This window comes from Achromobacter sp. RT286_PF (assembly GCF_059760425.1).
Map to the genome: position 1 here is coordinate 152,711 of NZ_JCBAMR010000008.1, position 16,769 is coordinate 169,479.

Sequence of the window (16,769 nt, forward strand, 5' to 3'; positions counted from 1 at the left end):
CCTCAATAGAAAAAGCCCCTCGGGTTTCTGACCCCAGGGGCTTTTTGCTGCCTGCTTGAACCGGGCCGGTGATCAGACCACGCGGGCGTTCTGCAAGGCGGCGATGCGCGACGGGATGGGCGGGTGCGAGGCGAACATGGCCGCCAGGCCGCCGCGGCCGGTGATGCCCGAGGCCTCGAACGACTTGGGCAGATCGCCCGGTTCCAGGCCGCCCAGCCGAGCCAGCGCGCGGATCATGGGTTCGCGCGCGCCCATCAGGTGGGCCGAGCCGGCGTCGGCGCGGTATTCGCGCTGGCGCGAGAACCAGGCCACGATGATCGAGGCCAGCACGCCGAAGATGATTTCACAGACCAGCACGGTGATGTAGTAGCCCGGGCCGATGCCGCGTTCGTTCTTGAACACGACGCGGTCGATGAAGTAACCCACGACGCGAGCCAGGAACACCACGAACGTGTTCACGACGCCCTGGATCAGCGTCAGCGTGACCATGTCGCCGTTGGCGATGTGGGCCACTTCGTGCGCCAGCACGGCCGCCACTTCTTCTTCGCTCATGCTTTCCAGCAAGCCCGTCGACACGGCGACCAGCGAGTCGTTCTTGAACGCGCCGGTGGCGAAGGCGTTGGGCGCGCCTTCATAGATCGCCACTTCGGGGCGGCCGATACCCGCGCGGTCGGCCAGTTGGTGAACGGTGTCGACCAGCCAGGCTTCGCGTTGATTGCGGGGGGCGTTCGGGTCCAGCACTTGGGCCCCGGTGCTCCATTTGGCCATCGGCTTGCTGATCAGCAGCGAGATGATCGCGCCGGTAAAGCCCACGACCACCGAGAAGATCAGCAGGGCGTTCAGGTTCAGGCCGTTGGCGGTGATGTAGCGGTCTACGCCCAGGATGCGCAGCGTGGCCGACAGCACGAGCATGACGGCCAGGTTGGTGATGACGAACAAGACAATGCGTTTCATGTTTTTTGTGTTCCTCTGCGAGCGGGAAATACCCGGGTTCGACATGGCGGCGGCCCGCCAGTTCCCCGACTCGCCGGCACCGCTCCCGGTGGGCAAGAGTATAGTATCGCTTTCCCCTATTTCCCCTCACTTTTCCCTTAGCGTAGACCCCCAATGCAGGCTCTCTGGATGTTGTTGGCGTCCGCCATGTTCGCCATCATGGGGTCGTTCGTGAAGTTCGGCACGGAACACGGCGCGTCGCTGCCGCAGATCGTGCTTTTTCGCGGGCTGCCTTCCGTCCTACTTTTGCTGCTGTGGGCGCGCGCTGGGCGGCAATCCATCGTTCCGACCAGCTGGAAGTTGCACCTGTGGCGCAACCTGTCCGGCGTCACGTCGATGTGGCTGGGTTTCTTCGCCATCTCGCATCTGCCGCTGGCCACCGCGACCAGCCTGAACTACACCGCGCCGCTGTTCATCGCCTGTTGGATGCTGGGGTGGGGCGGCGCGCAGCGCGACCCGGTCCGCATCCTGGCGGTAGCGTTGGGCTTTCTGGGCGTGATCGCCGTGCTGCGGCCCAGCATCAACGAAGACCAGTGGCTGGCCGCCGTCATGGGCATGGGCGCGGGCGCCATGTCGGCCATCGCGATGATGCAGATCCGCCAGCTGGGCCGCATCGGCGAACCCGAATGGCGCACCGTGCTGTTTTTCTCCGTGGCGGTCTGCGTGTCCAGCATCGCCGGCTTGTGGTTCGAAGGCTGGGGCCACGCCGACTGGCAGGGCTACGCGTCGCTGTTCGGCGTGGGCGTGGCCGGCATGTTCGGCCAGCTTGCCATGACCCGGGCCTTTGGCATGGGGTCGGCGCTGCTGACGGCGGCGCTGCAATACAGCACCATTATTTTCGCGGCCTTGCTGGGCATGGGCTTCTGGGGCGACCATCTGGACGCCCTGGCCTGGGCCGGCATGGGCTTGATCATTTCCGCGGGCCTGCTGTCGGTGTGGCGCACCATGCGCGACCCGAAGCCGACTTGACCCGCCCCCTTCGATCAGGAGCACCCCGAATGACGACCACACTGATTTCCGCCGCCGACCTGGCCGCGCGCCTCGATTCGCCCGACGTGCGCGTATTCGATGTGCGACATGACCTGACCAACCACGCCGCCGGCCGCCAGGCCTACGACGCCGGACACATCCCGGGCGCCCGTCACCTGGACCACGAAACCGAGCTGGCGGCACCGCGCACCGGCAAGAACGGCCGGCATCCGTTGCCGTCGCGCGCCGAATTCGGCGGCCTGATGGCGGCTCATGGCGTGACGCCGCAAACGCTGGTCGTGGCGTACGACGCCAGCGGCGGCATGTACGCCGCGCACCTGTGGTGGATGTTGCGCTGGTTGGGCCATGAACGCGTGGCCGTGCTGGACGGCGGTTGGCAGGCGTGGCTGGCGGCCGGTTTGCCGACCACGACCGACGCCGCGACCCCGGTCAAAGCCGGTCAGCCGGTAGAGCCCGGGCAATCGCTGGCCGGGTCGGTCAACGCCCAAGCCGTGCTGGACAACATCGCCCAGCCGGCCTTTACCGTGATCGACGCGCGCGCGGCCAACCGCTATCGCGGCGAAGTCGAGCCCATGGACCCGGTGGCCGGCCACATCCCGGGCGCGCTGAACCGTCCCAACGGCGAAAACCTGCAAGCCGATGGCCGCTTCAAGTCACCCGAGCAACTGCGCGCCGAATTCGCCAACTTGCTGGGTGACCGCGACCCCAAGGCCGTGGTGCATCAGTGCGGCTCGGGCATCACCGCGTGCCATAACCTGCTGTCGATGGAAATCGCCGGCCTGTCCGGCTCGCGGCTGTACCCGGGTTCATGGAGCGAATGGTGCAGCGACCCGTCACGCCCGGTGGCGAAGGGCGCCTGAAGCCTCAGGCGCCTGACCCGCGCACTCGGAAGCGCGGGTTGCGGCGCCCTTGTTGCGTGCGGGCCGGCGCTGCGCCCCGGTTCGCTACCAGATCGCGGCCAGCTTCACGCGGCCCGATACGCTTTCCGCGATTTCCAGAAAGTGATCCAGCGGCGGCGTGGCCAGGCCGGGAACCTTGGCCATGTCGTCCCAGCGTCTTAGCCGAATCGCGTCCGGCGCGCCCGGCATGCTGGCGAAATCCACCGCCTGGCTCGCATCAAAACTGCCGCCCTGTAATGCCAGGCTGCGCTTCGAATCCTCGGAGAGCGACGCTTCATATTGCGGCTCCACGTAGCACAGGTAACGCTTGGCTTCGACGTGCAGCCGGATCGGATCCAGCACCGCCGAACTGAACAGCCCGCGCAGGAACGGCAGCACGAAATACTGGTGTTTGTCGTCGATACCGCGCAGGGTCGGGGTGCCCGGCCGGTCTGCGATCAGGTGCCCCAGGTCGTGCAGCAGGCTGGCGGTGATCAGGTGTGCGCTGGCGCCGTGGCGCTCGGCCAGCGATGCCGTTTGCAGCGCGTGGCGCAAATGGCTGACGGATTCACCGTGATATGACCGGTGTCCGCGTTCCAGAAAAATCTGCTCGATGTCTTGCAAGGTCAAGGCCATGGTTGTCTCCTGATTGGCCGCAAGGGGGAGGGGGCGGGCAGTGACCCAGTCGGGTCAGCCGGCTGCCGGCGCCATCTCCAGGAAGCGCGCGATCAGCTGCACCGGTTGGCGCTCGCGCAGGCAGTACAGGTATTCATTCATCACGATGTCGGCGCCGTCGATGTCCAGGGCGGCCAGATCGGGATGGGACGGAATTTCGCGCGACGGGATCAGGCTGATCCCCAGGCCGCACAGGATGGCCTGCCGGATCGATTCCCGGCTGCCGATCTCCAGCGTGCGCCGCACCGTGACGCCCGCGGCTTGCAGGGCGTCTTCGGTCAGTTGGCGCGTCATCGAACCGGGCTCGCGCACCAGCAGCGCGTGCTCGGCAAGGTCGGCCAGCCGCACGCGGCCACGTCGGGCCAGCGGATGGTCGCGGTGGGTGACCACGCGGATCGGGTCGGCCGCGATCATCCGCCGATACAGGTGCTTGTCATCCATCAGAAAAGACGACGTGGCAATCTCGATGCGGTAATCGTGCAGCGCTTGCAGCATCGACTGCGAATTGCCGATCGTGACCGTCAGATCAATGCCGGGGTAGCGCTGGTTGTATCGGCGCACCGTGTCCATGATGTAGAACGGGCCGGTGGCGCCGACACGCAGGTTGCCTTCGCGCAGGTCGCTGGCGTCGCGCAGCCGGAAGTCGATCTCGGTTTCCTGCTGGACCAGCTTTTCCACCATGGGCATCAGATTCTGTCCGGCATCCGACAGGCGCATGCCGCGCCCCTGGCGATGGAACAGTTCGATGCCGTAGCGAGATTCCAGCTGACGCAACTGCCCCGTTACGGTGGGTTGGCTGACGCCCAACTGGGCGGCGGCCTTGGTGACGGTGCCGCAGCGGGCCACGGCGTAGAAAGATTTGAGTTCGGCGACAAGCACGATGACGGGGGGCGGGAAAGGGACGCAATGCGCAAGACCGCCAGTACACCAAAATAATTTGATGTTTTTATTACTGCATTTGCGCGAAGTGTCATAAACGCTCAATACGCGGCTTCCATACTGCCTTCGTTCCCAGACCGGAGGCAGCATGCCCCAAGCCGATAACGACCTTTTCCCCGCCGGGCCGCCCCAAGGCGGGCTGGACCCCATTGCGGGCAAAGAGCCCCAGCAAGGGGCAAAGCGTGGCGGCTTTCTGACCGTGCGAAACCTGGTCAAGACGTTTGGCAGCCACAAGGCGCTGGCCGACGTTTCGCTGGATATCCGTGCCGGAGAACTGGTGTGCCTGCTAGGCCCCTCCGGTTGCGGCAAAACGACGCTACTGCGCGCGATTGCCGGACTGGAGCGCCAGGACAGCGGCACCATCGTGCTGTCGGGCCGCGATATTTCCCATGCCGAACCGCAAGAGCGCGACTACGGCATCCTGTTCCAATCCTATGCGCTGTTTCCCAACCTGACGGTCGCCCAGAACGTGGCGTACGGCCTGAGCGGCAAGCGCGCGCATCGCAAGCACGTGGCCCACCGTGTCGAGGAAATGCTGACGCTGGTGGGGCTGGCCGGCGCCGCCGACAAGTATCCGGGGCAGATCTCGGGCGGGCAGCAGCAGCGCGTGGCGTTGGCGCGCGCGTTGGCCCCGTCGCCGTCCCTGTTGCTGTTGGACGAACCGATGTCCGCGCTGGACGCCCGCGTGCGCGAGCATCTGCGTATTGAGTTGCGCGCCTTGCAAAAGCGCCTGTCCATTACGACGCTGATGGTCACGCACGACCAGGAAGAGGCCATGGTGATGGCCGACCGCATCGCCGTCATGAACGGCGGCGTGATCGAACAGTACGGCACGCCGCGCGAGCTGTACCGCCAGCCGGGATCCGCCTTCATCGCCGATTTCGTGGGCGAGGCGAACTGGCTGCCGTTCGAACGCGTGGATGCGCACCGCGCCCGCGTCGGCCGCCAGGAACTGGCGGTGGACGACACGCTGGATGGCCGATTCGGCAAGCTGTTCGTCCGGCCCGAGGCGGTGCGCGTCAGCATGGCACGCCCGGAAGAGCCCAATTCGATGCTGGCCGACGTGCTGGACGGCGTGTTCCTGGGCCGTGGTTACCGCCTGGCGTTGCGGCTGGAAGGCGTGCCCGGGTCCACCGTGCATTCCATCGTGTCCCCCGAAATCGGAGACGCCCTGTTGGGTCCTCATGCTGCCAGCCGCTGCTGGGTGGAGCTGCCGCGCCATGCGATTCGCGCCTACGCTTGATTCCCCCATGACCGGTTCTCCTTCCGTGGCGGAAACGCCGTCGGCTTCGGCTTCGGCTTCGGCTTCGCCCGTGGCCTTGGGCCGCCGCCCCATGCCCGCCTGGATCGGCTCGTTGGGCCTGACCGTCGGGCAGGGCGCGTTGCTGCTGTTCCTGGTGCTGTTCCTGGCGTTGCCGCTGGCGGCCATCCTGGCCAAGTCCGTGACGGACAACGACGGCGCCTGGGCTGGCCTGTCGGTGCTTACCGGCATCATCGGCGCAGACGGCTTTCTGGCGATGGTCGGCCGCAGCCTGACGGTGGGCCTCGTGACGATGTTGCTGGTGGTGCCGTGCGCCTACGGATTTGCCTATGGACTGACGCGTACCCGCCTGCCCGGCAAGGGCCTGTTGCGCACCATCGCCTTGCTGCCGCTGCTGGCGCCGTCGCTGCTGCCCGGTATCGCCCTGGTCTACCTGCTGGGCAATCAGGGCCTGCTCAAAGGCCTGACCGGCGGCGCCACCATCTATGGTTTCTGGGGCATCGTCGTCGGCGAGGCGTTCTACACCTTCCCGCATGCGCTGATGATTTTGTTGACCGGCCTGACGCTGGCCGACGGGCGCCTGTATGACGCGGCGCGCGCCATGGGCGCCGGCCCGTGGCGCACCTTCCTGACCGTGACCCTGCCCGGCACGCGCTATGCCGTGTTCTCGGCCTGCTGCGTGGTGTTCACGCTGACTGTCACCGATTTTGGCGTACCCAAGGTGGTGGGCGGCGACTACAACGTGCTGGCGATGGAAGCCTACAAGGCGGTGGTCGGCCAGCAGAACTTTCCGAAGGGCGCGGCCATCGGCATCCTGCTGTTGCTGCCCGCCTTGCTGACCTTCGTGCTGGACCGGCGCCTGCGGGCCCGCCAGGGCGCGCAGATGAGCGGCCGCGCGCAGGCCTATGCGGCAAATCCGAACCGCCGCCGTGATGCTGCTTTCCTGGCGCTCGCCGGCGTGATGGCCGCGTTCCTGCTGCTGATCATCGGCGTGGCGGTGTGGGCGTCGTTCGTGAAGATGTGGCCCTACAACCTGTCCATGTCGCTGCGGTCCTACGACTTCGACAACATGGACGGCGGTGGCTGGCTGGCGTGGCGCAACAGCTTGCAGCTGGCGTTCTTCACCGCCGTGATCGGCACGGCCGTGGTCTTCGTGGGCGCCTGGATGATGGAAAAAGTACCGGCGCGCGGCCAACTGGGGCGCGGCCTGCGGGGGGCGGTCAGCATGCTGGCGCTGATGCCGATGGCCGTGCCCGGCCTGGTGCTGGGCCTGGGCTACATCTTCTTTTTCAACAGCCTGATGAATCCGCTGAACGTGCTGTACGGCACCATGCCGCTGCTGATTCTGTGCACGGTCGTCCACTTCTACACCAGCGCCCACCTCACGGCCGCCACCGCACTGAACGCGCTGGACCCGGAATTCGAAGCCGCGTCCGCGTCGCTGAAGGTGCCGCGCATGACGACGTTCCTGCGCGTCACCCTGCCGATGTGCTTGCCTGCCGCGCTGGACGTCGCCCGGTATTTGTTTGTATCCGCCATGACGACGGTGTCGGCCGTGGTGTTTCTGTACAGCCCGTCCACGGTGCTGGCCGCCGTTGCCGTCCTTAACATGGACGACGCCGGCTTCATCGGCCCGGCCGCCGCCATGTGCACGGTAATCATGGCCAGCTCCGCCGTCGCGGCGCTGCTGCTGCATCTGGCCAGCCGCGCGCTGGTGGCGCGCAGCCAGGCCTGGCGCCGCCCCGTGGCCCTTTGAACGATTGATCCCAGGATGACCCTTATGACTGTTTCTTCCTTACCCGTGCAGCTGGAAGCCGTGATCTTCGACTGGGCCGGCACGCTGGTCGACTTCGGATCATTTGCCCCCACCAAGGTGTTCGTCGATGCGTTCTCGCAGTTCGGCATGGACGTGTCGCTGAAAGAGGCGCGCGGCCCCATGGGCATGGGCAAGTGGGACCACATCCGCGCGTTGTGCAACCAGCCGGCCATCGCCGCCCAGTATCAGGCCCAGTTCGGCCGCGTGCCCAGCGACGACGATGTGACGGCCATCTATGAACGCTTCCTGCCGATGCAGATGGAGAAGGTGGCCCAGTATTCGGCGGCCATCCCCGGCGCGGCCGAGCTGTTGCGCGCGCTGCGCCGTAAAGGCCTGAAGATCGGCTCTTGCTCGGGCTACCCGGACAGCGTGATGCGCCGCGTGGTCGAACGCGCCGCGTCCGAAGGGCTGGAGCCCGATTGCATCGTAGCCAGCGACGACGTGCCGCGCGCACGTCCGGCGCCGGCCATGGCGTTGAAGAACGTGGTGGAACTGGGCCTGTCGGACGTGGCCGCGTGCGTCAAGGTCGACGACACCGCGCCCGGCATCGAGGAAGGACGCCGCGCCGGCATGTGGTCGGTGGGCCTGCTGCTGTCCGGCAACGCCGCCGGCCTGACCCTGGACGAATACCTGAGCCTGGACGAGGCGGGCCGCGACCTGGCCCGCGCCGACGCCAGCCGCGAGCTTGCCCCCGCCGCGCCGCATTACCTGATCGATACGGTGGCGGATCTGCCGGCCGTCATCATCGACATCGAAGCCCGTCTGGCACGAGGCCAACGCCCCTGATTTAGCTTCCCCTTGCCGGCACTGCCGGCCCTGCATTCCCTTTGTGTGCGCCTTTGTACCGCAGCCGGCATCCGCCGGCAGTGGGGGCGATGTTCACCTTTTTTGCGCGTTTTTCCGCATATTCACGGAGTTCTTCATGAATCGCTACAAGTTGCTTGCACTGGCCGCCGCCCTGACGGGCGTGATGGGCGCCGCGTCCGCCGAGACCACGCTGACGGTCTATACCGCGCTCGAAGCCGATCAGATCAAGGTCTACCAGGCCGCGTTTGAGAAGGCCAACCCCGACATCAAGATCCAGTGGGTGCGCGATTCCACCGGCATCATCGCGGCCAAGCTGCTGGCCGAAAAGAGCAACCCCAAAGCCGACGTGATCTGGGGCCTGGCCGGCACGGCACTGGGCCTGATGGACAAGGAAGGCATGTTGCAGCCGTACGCCCCGAAGGGCCTGGATCAGATCGCCGCCAACATGCGCGACGCCAAGGCCGAGCCGTCGTGGGTGGGCATGGACGGCTACGCGGCCGCGATCTGCTTTAACACCATCGAGGCCGAAAAACAGAAGCTGCCCAAGCCCACGTCGTGGCAAGACCTGACCAAGCCGGTGTACGCGGGCAAGATCGTCATGCCGAACCCGGCGTCCTCGGGCACGGGCTTCCTGGATGTCAGCGCCTGGTTGCAGATCTTTGGCGAAGACAAGGGCTGGGCCTACATGGATGCCCTGCACAAGAACATCGGGTCGTACACGCACTCGGGCTCGAAGCCTTGCAACATGGCGGCCGCTGGCGAATTCCCCATCGGCGTGTCGTTCGACTATCGCGCGGCCAAGCTCAAGGCCGACGGTGCGCCGGTTGAAGCCGTGTTCCCGTCGGAAGGCCTGGGCTGGGAAGTCGAAGCCACCGCCATCATGAAGGGCACCAAGAACCTGGACGCGGCCCGCAAGCTGGCTGACTTCTCGGCCAGCCGCGAAGCCAACGAACTGTACAAGGCCAACTTCGCGGTGCTGGCGATTCCGTCCATCGCCACGGTCAACCCGAACCTGCCGGCCGACCTGACCAAGCGCATGATCAAGAACGACTTTGTGTGGGCCGCGACCAACCGCGAACGCATCATCGCCGAGTGGACGCGCCGCTACGACGGCAAGTCGGAACCCAAGAAGAAGTAAGGCACGGCCCGCGATGAAAACATACGACGTAATCGTGGTGGGTGCGGGCATGCTTGGCATCGCCCACGCCTGGGCGGCCGCCAAGCGCGGCCTGTCGGTGGCGGTGATCGAACGCAGCCGCCAGGCGCATGGCGCCACCATCCGCAACTTCGGCCAGGTCATTGTGACCGGCCAGGCGCCCGGCATGATGCTGTCGCATGCCCAGCAGGCGCGCGAGCTGTGGCTGGATCTGGCCGCCAAGGCGGGCTTTCATGTGCGGGCCAACGGCGCGCTGGTGCTGGCGCGAAATATCGACGAGGCCAGCGTGTTGCAGGAATTCGCGGACACGCGTTTGATGCAGGAAGGCTACCGTGCCGAGCTGCTGTCGGCGCGTCAGGTGGCCGGCCTGTATGGCGGTCAGTTGGCGCATCACTGCCTGGCGCTGCGCGGGCATGACGACCTGCAAATCTATTCGCGCGATGCGCTACCCGCCATCACGCGATACCTGGCCGAGTCGCTGGGCGTGACGTTTATCACCGGCACCCTGGCGCGCGCGGTCGAGAACGGGTTGGTGGGCACCACCGCCGGCGATTTTCAGGGCAAGCATGTGTTCGTGTGCCCTGGTCATGATTACCTGACGCTGCTGCCCGAACGCTTTGCGCCAATGAACCTGGAAGTCACGCGCTTGCAAATGCTGCGCGCGGCGTTCGAGACGAACCCCATCGCCCTGGACCGCCCGGTGTTGACGGGTTTGTCCTGCGTGCACTACGGCGCGTTCTCGGACTTGCCCACGGCGCATGCGCTGCGCCAGGTCATCCAGGAACGCACGCCGATGCTGCTGGAAAATGGCATACACCTGCTGATCAGCCCTACGCCCAACGGCGAACTCATCATTGGCGATTCGCATCGTTATGGGACGGACGCGTTCCCGTTCAACGACGAAGCGGTCGACAACACGATGCTGGACCTGGCCTCGCAGGCGCTGGGTGCGCGCTTGCGTGTGCTGGAGCGCTGGCAGGGGGTTTACGGCGCGCACGGACCGGCGCCGTTTTCGGTGATGCCGGTGGACGCGGCCACCACCGTCGCGGTCATGCATTCGGGCGTGGGCATGACGGTGGGCCTGGCCATCGGCGAACGCACGGTGGCCCAGGTGATGGGACGTTGACGGCGCTGATCGGATCACGGTCGGGCAGTCGTCGACCCTGGTCCGATTGCCCTTGCGGCAAAAGAAAAAGGGCTTTGCGTTGTGTGACGCAAAGCCCTTTTTGTATGGCGGGTATGGCGGGTATGGCCTGTATGGAAGAAGGCCAGGGTGCCTACAAGTCCTGCATGATCCGGCGATACCACTCGTGGAAGTGCTGCATGCCGTCTTCCATGGGCGATTGGTAGGGGCCGGCTTCATTCACGCCGCGCAACATCAAGGCCTTGCGGCCCGCGTCCATGCGTTCGGCGATCTCGTCGTCTTCAATGGCCGTTTCCATGTAGGCGGCGCGCTGGGCCTCGACGAATTCGCGTTCGAACGCCGAGATTTCCTCGGGGTAGTAGAACTCGACGACGTTCACCGTTTCCTGCGGGCTTTTCGGGTACAGCGTGGACAGCACGAGCACGTGCGGATAGAGCTCGATCATGTGGGTCGGGAAGTACGTGACCCAGACCGCGCCGAAATCCGGAGCGTCGCCTTCGCGGAACGACAACAGGCGGTCGTGCCATTGCTTGTACACATCCGAACCCGGTTGCGCCAACGCGTTGTGCACGCCCACTTTTTGAAGGCTGTACCAGTCGTTGAATTCCCAGGTCAGATCGTCGCAGGTGACGAAGCGGCCCAGGCCCGGGTGAAACGGGCCAACGTGGTAGTCCTCAAGGTAGACCTCGATGAAGGTTTTCCAATTGTAGTTGCACTGATGCACCTCGACATGGTCCAGCACGTAGTCGCCGAAGTTGAATTCCGGGCGCGAGAACAGCGGCGCCATGTCGGAAGCCGGATCGCGCGGGCCTTCGAACAGCAAGCCGTGGCAATCGCGCAGGCGAAACTTCTGCAAGTTCATGCAGGGCGTGGTCTCGAACTGAGGCGCGCCCAACAACTCGCCTTGGTTGTTGTACGTCCAACGGTGCAGGGGGCAAACGATGTTGCCACCGGTTGCCTTCAAGTTTCCGTGCGTATTGCAGTTGCCGGCCACATTGCCGGCTTCGCCGCCCAGCATCAAAGCCTGACGGTGGCGGCAGACATTTGAGATGAGTTCAACGCCTTGCTGGTTGCGAACCAGCACGCGTCCCCCGCTTTCCTGTACCAACGACCGCCAATCCCCGATTTCAGGCACCAATTTCTGATGGCCGACATATTGCGAGGATTGCTTGAAAATGAGTTCTTGCTCGCGGGCAAAGAGGGCTTCGTCAAAATATGCACTGACGGGTAGCTGGGTGCGAGCTGGCACGACATGTGCCATCCGACCGATGTCGGTCATGATTCCCTCCGCTCGGATAAAAAAGCCAGGACGGTTTGAGCTCTGCCAAGCGCTTTTGTTCAAGCCCAGCAGTTTTAATGACCGGATCCGAAAATTGCGTCGAAAAACGGTCTGAAAACTGCTTGGAGCTCAACCGTGAGCTTGGCTACGTACGTGCTGGCGCGAAGAAAAATCGGTGTCTGGCCGATCAAATAAGCCGTGAATTGTACCCCAAGGGCCTCCCTGCCGCCCGGGAAGATGGACGGGGCTAAATCCAGCGTTGGCGGGGCCTGCCGGCCCCGTTCCATCGTCCGATTAACCCTTCGCGGCGTAGGTCTTTCAGACGAGCTTGCGCGTGGCCGGATGACGCCTTAACAGCCAGCTGCTGGCCGCCGACAGCGCGAACACGGCAACGGTCAGCAAGGGCACTGCCCAGGCATCGCGCGGGTTGCCCGAGATGGCGCCCGCGCGCCGCGCCACGTCCAGGAACACGGGGTGGATCAGGTACACGCCGAAGGTCAAGGGCGCCAGCGCGGACAGGCGCGGCAGCCAGGGCGAAGACACGATCCACTGGAAGGCGGCCAGCGACATGAACGGCACTGTCAGGCTGAAGTAATCATAAAAGTACGTATCCAGCGCGTGGCCGTCGGACATCACGGTGACGCCAAGCGCCGTGGCCGCAACGCTGCCCGCAAGGACCAGGCCCGGCCGGGGGATGCGCAGGTCGCCATCAAAAATCAACCGTCCCGCCACGAAATAACCCAGATACGGCAGGAACCAGGTCAGGAAGAACCCGTGCGGGGCGCCCAGCGCGCGGCGGTACAGCGCGTCAAGAATGGCCACGCCCAGAATACCCACCACCCATAGTGACCGGCCGCGCGGCGTGCTGCGTGCGTACAGCAGGCGGGCCAGCGGGGCAAACAGGTACAGCCCCACGATCATGTACAGGTACCACAGGTGGTAATAGGGTTCGCCCTGCGCCACCTTGCGGGGCCAGAACGAAAAGTCCACCCGGCCGTCGTCCCACCAATCCAGCCCGGTGCGCCAGGCCAGATAGAACAAGGTCCAGAACAGCAGGGGCGCACAGATGCGCGCCATGCGGCGGCTGTAGAACTTGCGGGCGTCGTGGGGTTTGTTCGGGTCCAGCAGCAGGGCGCCGCTGACCATGACGAAAACGGGCACGCACCAGCGCGCCGCCGAGTCGTACAGATTGGCGGCCAGCCACGCGCCGCCGCCATACGCGGCAGGGTCACTGACAATCAAGGCCGCGCTGTGCAGCAGGACCACGGCTACGGCCGCCAGCCAGCGGGCGGCGTCCAGTCGGGCATAACGGTCTTCGGGGGTTTGCATCGGGCTCCCGCTGGTGTTTTCGCATCCTCACCTTAGCAGTGAGCCCGGGTGCGCTTCTGTATCCAGCGGTTAGGCAAGGCATGAAAAACCGACAGGACCCGGGCGGGCGCTGTCGGTGCAAAGGGGGGGTAGGCCCGGGGGCCCGGCAAGGTCCGGCGGCTTGGCCCACGCGCCAACGATTTGTCACGAAACCGTGGGCGGCGGGGCGGCCGCATCAGCGCATTGCCGCCTTACTGCAAGACGATGTTGGCTTGCTTGATCAACTGCGACACGATGGGCTGTTCGGTCTTGATCTGCTTGTCCAGCTCGGCGGCCGTGCCGGAACGCGGGTCGATGCCCATGTCCAGCATGCGCTTCTTGACGGCTTCGTCCTTCAGGGTTTCAGTCAGCGCGGCTTGCAGCTTTTCAAGCACCGGTGCGGGGGTGCCCTTGGGCGCTACGAAGCTGAACCATGCCGTCATGTCGAAGGCGGGGTAGCCTTCTTCGGCCAGCGTTTGCAGCTTGGGCAGCGTGGCCAGGCGCGACGGGCTGGTGATGGCAAACACCTTGACCTTGCCCGCGTCCGCCTGCGGCATGCCGGTGGCGACCATGTCGAAGAACAAGTCCACGTCGCCGCTGATCAGGGCGGGCAGCGCCTGGGTCGCGCCCTTGAACGGCACGTGCAGGATGTCAATGCCGGCGCGTTCCTTGAACAGTTCACCCGCCAGATGGGACGAGGTGCCGGGGCCGAACGTGGCGAACGTCAGCTTGCCGGGGTTCTGCTTGGCATAAGCCACGACGTCTTGCGTGCTGTTGAACGGGCGCTTGGGGCTGGACAGCAGCACCAGGGGGCCCACGCCCACCATGCCGATACGGGCAAAACCGTCCGGGTCGTAGGGCAGTTCCTTATACAGATAGCGGTTGGTGACCAGCGTGGAATTGGTCGCCATCAGGATGGTGTAGCCGTCCGGCTGCTCGCGCGACACATAGGCCGCGCCGATGGACGTGCCGGCGCCCGCCTTGTTTTCCACGATCATCGGCTGGCCCAGCGTCTTGGCCATGCGCTCGGCCAGGATGCGGGTCAGCACGTCGGTGGCGCCACCGGCCGGGAAGGGCGAGATGACCTTGATCGGGCGGGTCGGATAGGTCTCGGCCTGGGCGCCCAGCGCGGCGGCGCTGAGCAAGACGGTGGCCAGCAGTTTGAGGCTCGTGCGAATCATGTTTTCCCCTTGAAATCGCGTGCATGAGTGGATCGCCGGGCCTGGCTTGGCTGCCGCGTCGCGTGACGCCGCGCGGTGGCTTGCCAGGTCTCCTTGGATGTTTTAAATTCCGTATGTTGGAATTTAGTTTTGTCGTTCGAAATAAACTATAAAAACGAAGCGAATAGAAATGCAATCTTTTTCTGACTCCAAGCGCGTGGTGCACGCCGCCGTCAAACCGGACGAAACGCTGGAACTGAGCCAGCCGGCACGCCGCAAACGCACAGCCGGCGTGGGCGAGGGCGCCAATTCGCCGGACTTTATTACTGCCCTGGCGCGCGGCCTGGACGTCTTGCGCTGCTTTCGCCATGGCGTGACGGCGCTGGGCAACCTGGACCTGGCGCGCTTGACCGGCCTGCCCAAGCCCACCATCAGCCGCATCACCTACACGCTGACCGAACTGGGCTACCTGCGCTATCACCCCGACACCGGCAAGTATTCGCCCGGCTATGGCGTACTGGCGCTGGGCTTCGGCTTGCTGGCCGGGCTGGAAGTGCGCGAACTGGCCAAGGCGTCCATGACGGAACTGGCGCGCGACACCGGCGGCGCCGTGGCCTTGGGCGCGTTCGACGGCGACGCGATGACCTACGTCGAAGCCATCCATGGATCCTCGGCGCTGTACCTGCGGTTGCCGGTTGGCTATCGCGCCAGCCTGGACAGCGCCATGGGTCGGGCCTACCTGGCCAGCTTGCCCGACACCGCTTGTCAGGAGGTGATGGCGCGCCTGGGTCCGGTGGCCCCGCCCGTGGCCGCCATCGATCGCGCCCGCGCTGAATTACAGGAATTCGGCTGCTGTTTCGCGCTGGGCGAATGGCAATCCGGCATCAACGCCGTCGCCGTGCCGTTTACCTCGATCACCGGCGAAGGCGTCTTCGTCATGAGCTGCGGCGGGCCATTGAGCCTCTTGCCTGAATCCGAGCTGCGGTCCCGCGTCGGCCCCGCGTTACGGGCCGCGATCGCAGGACTGGCGGGGGCGTCGGCCTGATCCTTGCGGCGCATCTGGGTCCGCGTTGGCTATCTCGTACAATTCACAAATTGATCCACCCCTAGCGCCCTCGGAGACCCGTTTGGCCAACCCCACACAAGCCGATCCGCAGATCGATGACCGTCCCTTGCCCCAGGATTTTGAAACGGCCCTGGCCGAATTGGAATCGTTGGTTGCGGCCATGGAAGACGGCTCGTTGCCGCTTGAGCAGTCGCTGGCCGCTTACCGGCGCGGCGTGGCGCTGACGCGGGTCTGCCAGGAACGCTTGGCGCAGGCGGAACAGCAGGTCAAGGTATTGGAAGGCGACTTGCTGCGCCCGCTGGACCCGGCGGCGCTGGATGACGAATAAAAAACCGATGAAGACCACTCAACTCCCCTTCGCGGAGTGGTTGCAGGGGCGCGTGCGGCACGTTGAAGACGTGCTGGACGACCTGATGCCGCCCGCGGATGTGCTACCCGTCCGTTTGCACGAAGCGATGCGCTACGCCGTGCTGGGCGGTGGCAAGCGCGTACGCGCCGCCATGGTCTACGCCGCCGGGCAGGCCTGCCCGGTTAGCGGCAGTGTGCTGGCCATCGAGGCCTCGCTGGACCGCGCGGCCGCCGCTGTCGAATTGATCCACGCTTATTCGCTGGTGCATGACGACCTGCCGTGCATGGACGACGACACCTTGCGCCGTGGCCGGCCCACCACCCATGTGCAGTTCGACGAAGCCACCGCCATGCTGGCGGGCGACGCCTTGCAGCCGCTGGCGTTCGACCTGCTGGCATCCATGCCCATCGCGCCCGCGCTGATCGTGCAGGCGACGCAGTCGCTGGCGCGCGCCGCTGGCAGCCAAGGCATGGCGGGCGGCCAGGCCATCGACCTGCTCAGCGTCGGCCATTCGTTGTCGCGCGATGAACTCCAGACCATGCACAGCATGAAGACCGGCGCCATGCTTGCGTGCAGCGTGGCGCTGGGCGGCATCGTGGCGGGCGCCAGCTCGGCCTCGCGCCAGGCGCTGGACGCGTACGCGCAGGCCATGGGCTTGGCGTTCCAGGTGGTGGACGATATTCTGGACGTTACCGCCGACACGGCCAGCCTGGGCAAGACGCCCGGCAAGGACGCGGCGGAAAACAAGCCGACGTACGTCTCGCTCCTGGGCCTGTCCGAGGCGCGCGAGTTCGCCGAGCAATTGCGTGTGGCCGCGCTGGCGGCGCTGGAGCCCCTGGGCGATGCCGGGTTGCGCCTGGCGCAACTGGCCGATTTCATCGTCCTTCGAGACCGCTGATCCGTGACAAG

The 16,769-nt window shown here is 65.4% G+C and carries 16 protein-coding genes; 10 read left to right on the forward strand and 6 right to left on the reverse strand.

Translation table 11 applies throughout. The features are described from left to right. Positions 1 to 72: 72 nt before the first annotated feature. A complete protein-coding gene (gene htpX, locus AC6LJY_RS09770) occupies positions 73 to 954 on the reverse strand; it encodes a protease HtpX (protein WP_046802784.1) in 882 nt (293 codons plus the stop codon). A gap of 153 nt (positions 955 to 1,107) precedes the next feature. On the opposite strand from htpX, the gene AC6LJY_RS09775 reads away from it, so the two are divergent. Next, entirely contained in the window at positions 1,108 to 1,962 is an 855-nt protein-coding gene (locus tag AC6LJY_RS09775) for a DMT family transporter (RefSeq protein WP_046802785.1), read from the forward strand. A gap of 29 nt (positions 1,963 to 1,991) precedes the next feature. Further along, positions 1,992 to 2,843: a sulfurtransferase gene (locus AC6LJY_RS09780; RefSeq protein WP_498135827.1), complete on the forward strand. Its 852-nt coding sequence runs from the start codon at positions 1,992 to 1,994 to the stop codon at positions 2,841 to 2,843. Positions 2,844 to 2,927: 84 nt separating this feature from the next. On the opposite strand, the gene AC6LJY_RS09785 is transcribed toward AC6LJY_RS09780, so the two are convergent. Together AC6LJY_RS09785 and AC6LJY_RS09790 are read right to left on the reverse strand one after the other, a co-directional pair. Further along, complete coding sequence (locus AC6LJY_RS09785; RefSeq protein ID WP_006218288.1) at positions 2,928 to 3,497, reverse strand: phosphonate degradation HD-domain oxygenase; 570 nt, start codon at positions 3,495 to 3,497, stop codon at positions 2,928 to 2,930. 54 nt (positions 3,498 to 3,551) lie between these two features. Then, positions 3,552 to 4,415: a LysR family transcriptional regulator gene (locus AC6LJY_RS09790; protein ID WP_046802885.1), complete on the reverse strand. Its 864-nt coding sequence runs from the start codon at positions 4,413 to 4,415 to the stop codon at positions 3,552 to 3,554. A 148-nt stretch (positions 4,416 to 4,563) separates the two neighbouring features. On the opposite strand from AC6LJY_RS09790, the gene AC6LJY_RS09795 reads away from it, so the two are divergent. The 5 genes from AC6LJY_RS09795 (at position 4,564) to AC6LJY_RS09815 (ending at position 10,641) form a co-directional block, all read left to right on the forward strand. Then, on the forward strand, positions 4,564 to 5,718 hold the full coding sequence (locus AC6LJY_RS09795; RefSeq protein WP_255593999.1) for a putative 2-aminoethylphosphonate ABC transporter ATP-binding protein: 1,155 nt from the start codon (positions 4,564 to 4,566) through the stop codon (positions 5,716 to 5,718). Positions 5,719 to 5,725: 7 nt separating this feature from the next. Next, the gene (locus tag AC6LJY_RS09800; protein ID WP_498135828.1) at positions 5,726 to 7,492 is read left to right on the forward strand and encodes a putative 2-aminoethylphosphonate ABC transporter permease subunit; all 1,767 of its coding nucleotides are present in this window, start codon (positions 5,726 to 5,728) and stop codon (positions 7,490 to 7,492) included. 15 nt (positions 7,493 to 7,507) lie between these two features. Next, positions 7,508 to 8,338: a phosphonoacetaldehyde hydrolase gene (phnX, locus tag AC6LJY_RS09805; RefSeq protein ID WP_498135829.1), complete on the forward strand. Its 831-nt coding sequence runs from the start codon at positions 7,508 to 7,510 to the stop codon at positions 8,336 to 8,338. 136 nt (positions 8,339 to 8,474) lie between these two features. Then, positions 8,475 to 9,497 (forward strand): putative 2-aminoethylphosphonate ABC transporter substrate-binding protein, encoded by a 1,023-nt coding sequence (locus tag AC6LJY_RS09810; RefSeq protein ID WP_219991960.1) that lies wholly within the window; start codon positions 8,475 to 8,477, stop codon positions 9,495 to 9,497. 13 nt (positions 9,498 to 9,510) lie between these two features. After that, entirely contained in the window at positions 9,511 to 10,641 is a 1,131-nt protein-coding gene (locus AC6LJY_RS09815) for a TIGR03364 family FAD-dependent oxidoreductase (protein WP_120154470.1), read from the forward strand. 151 nt (positions 10,642 to 10,792) lie between these two features. On the opposite strand, the gene AC6LJY_RS09820 is transcribed toward AC6LJY_RS09815, so the two are convergent. From AC6LJY_RS09820 to AC6LJY_RS09830, 3 genes are all read right to left on the reverse strand, one after another. Beyond that, positions 10,793 to 11,938, reverse strand: coding sequence for an aromatic ring-hydroxylating oxygenase subunit alpha (locus AC6LJY_RS09820; protein ID WP_046802791.1), 1,146 nt, complete (start codon positions 11,936 to 11,938; stop codon positions 10,793 to 10,795). Positions 11,939 to 12,256: 318 nt separating this feature from the next. Beyond that, positions 12,257 to 13,267, reverse strand: a complete 1,011-nt coding sequence (locus AC6LJY_RS09825) for an acyltransferase (protein ID WP_046802793.1) — start codon at positions 13,265 to 13,267, stop codon at positions 12,257 to 12,259. 230 nt (positions 13,268 to 13,497) lie between these two features. After that, positions 13,498 to 14,466, reverse strand: coding sequence for a Bug family tripartite tricarboxylate transporter substrate binding protein (locus AC6LJY_RS09830; RefSeq protein WP_046802794.1), 969 nt, complete (start codon positions 14,464 to 14,466; stop codon positions 13,498 to 13,500). A gap of 169 nt (positions 14,467 to 14,635) precedes the next feature. On the opposite strand from AC6LJY_RS09830, the gene AC6LJY_RS09835 reads away from it, so the two are divergent. The 3 genes from AC6LJY_RS09835 to AC6LJY_RS09845 all read left to right on the forward strand — a co-directional run bounded on the left by AC6LJY_RS09835 (position 14,636) and on the right by AC6LJY_RS09845 (position 16,758). Then, positions 14,636 to 15,490: an IclR family transcriptional regulator gene (locus tag AC6LJY_RS09835; protein WP_498135830.1), complete on the forward strand. Its 855-nt coding sequence runs from the start codon at positions 14,636 to 14,638 to the stop codon at positions 15,488 to 15,490. Positions 15,491 to 15,572: 82 nt separating this feature from the next. Further along, positions 15,573 to 15,839, forward strand: coding sequence for an exodeoxyribonuclease VII small subunit (locus AC6LJY_RS09840; protein WP_046802796.1), 267 nt, complete (start codon positions 15,573 to 15,575; stop codon positions 15,837 to 15,839). 7 nt (positions 15,840 to 15,846) lie between these two features. Further along, positions 15,847 to 16,758 carry a polyprenyl synthetase family protein gene (locus tag AC6LJY_RS09845; RefSeq protein ID WP_104143190.1) on the forward strand — a complete coding sequence of 304 codons (912 nt, stop codon included), beginning with the start codon at positions 15,847 to 15,849 and terminating at the stop codon, positions 16,756 to 16,758. The last annotated feature ends 11 nt before the right edge of the window (positions 16,759 to 16,769 follow it).

Excerpts from the sequence above, each read along its gene's own strand:
- AC6LJY_RS09830 (WP_046802794.1), bottom strand. The coding sequence starts at position 14,466 with ATGATTCGCACGAGCCTCAAACTGCTGGCCACCGTCTTGCTCAGCGCC.
- AC6LJY_RS09780 (WP_498135827.1), top strand. The coding sequence starts at position 1,992 with ATGACGACCACACTGATTTCCGCCGCCGACCTGGCCGCGCGCCTCGAT.
- AC6LJY_RS09810 (WP_219991960.1), top strand. The coding sequence starts at position 8,475 with ATGAATCGCTACAAGTTGCTTGCACTGGCCGCCGCCCTGACGGGCGTG.
- AC6LJY_RS09835 (WP_498135830.1), top strand. The coding sequence starts at position 14,636 with ATGCAATCTTTTTCTGACTCCAAGCGCGTGGTGCACGCCGCCGTCAAA.
- AC6LJY_RS09795 (WP_255593999.1), top strand. The coding sequence starts at position 4,564 with ATGCCCCAAGCCGATAACGACCTTTTCCCCGCCGGGCCGCCCCAAGGC.
- AC6LJY_RS09815 (WP_120154470.1), top strand. The coding sequence starts at position 9,511 with ATGAAAACATACGACGTAATCGTGGTGGGTGCGGGCATGCTTGGCATC.
- AC6LJY_RS09785 (WP_006218288.1), bottom strand. The coding sequence starts at position 3,497 with ATGGCCTTGACCTTGCAAGACATCGAGCAGATTTTTCTGGAACGCGGA.
- AC6LJY_RS09775 (WP_046802785.1), top strand. The coding sequence starts at position 1,108 with ATGCAGGCTCTCTGGATGTTGTTGGCGTCCGCCATGTTCGCCATCATG.
- htpX (WP_046802784.1), bottom strand. The coding sequence starts at position 954 with ATGAAACGCATTGTCTTGTTCGTCATCACCAACCTGGCCGTCATGCTC.
- AC6LJY_RS09845 (WP_104143190.1), top strand. The coding sequence starts at position 15,847 with ATGAAGACCACTCAACTCCCCTTCGCGGAGTGGTTGCAGGGGCGCGTG.
- AC6LJY_RS09800 (WP_498135828.1), top strand. The coding sequence starts at position 5,726 with ATGACCGGTTCTCCTTCCGTGGCGGAAACGCCGTCGGCTTCGGCTTCG.
- phnX (WP_498135829.1), top strand. The coding sequence starts at position 7,508 with ATGACCCTTATGACTGTTTCTTCCTTACCCGTGCAGCTGGAAGCCGTG.
- AC6LJY_RS09825 (WP_046802793.1), bottom strand. The coding sequence starts at position 13,267 with ATGCAAACCCCCGAAGACCGTTATGCCCGACTGGACGCCGCCCGCTGG.
- AC6LJY_RS09820 (WP_046802791.1), bottom strand. The coding sequence starts at position 11,938 with ATGACCGACATCGGTCGGATGGCACATGTCGTGCCAGCTCGCACCCAG.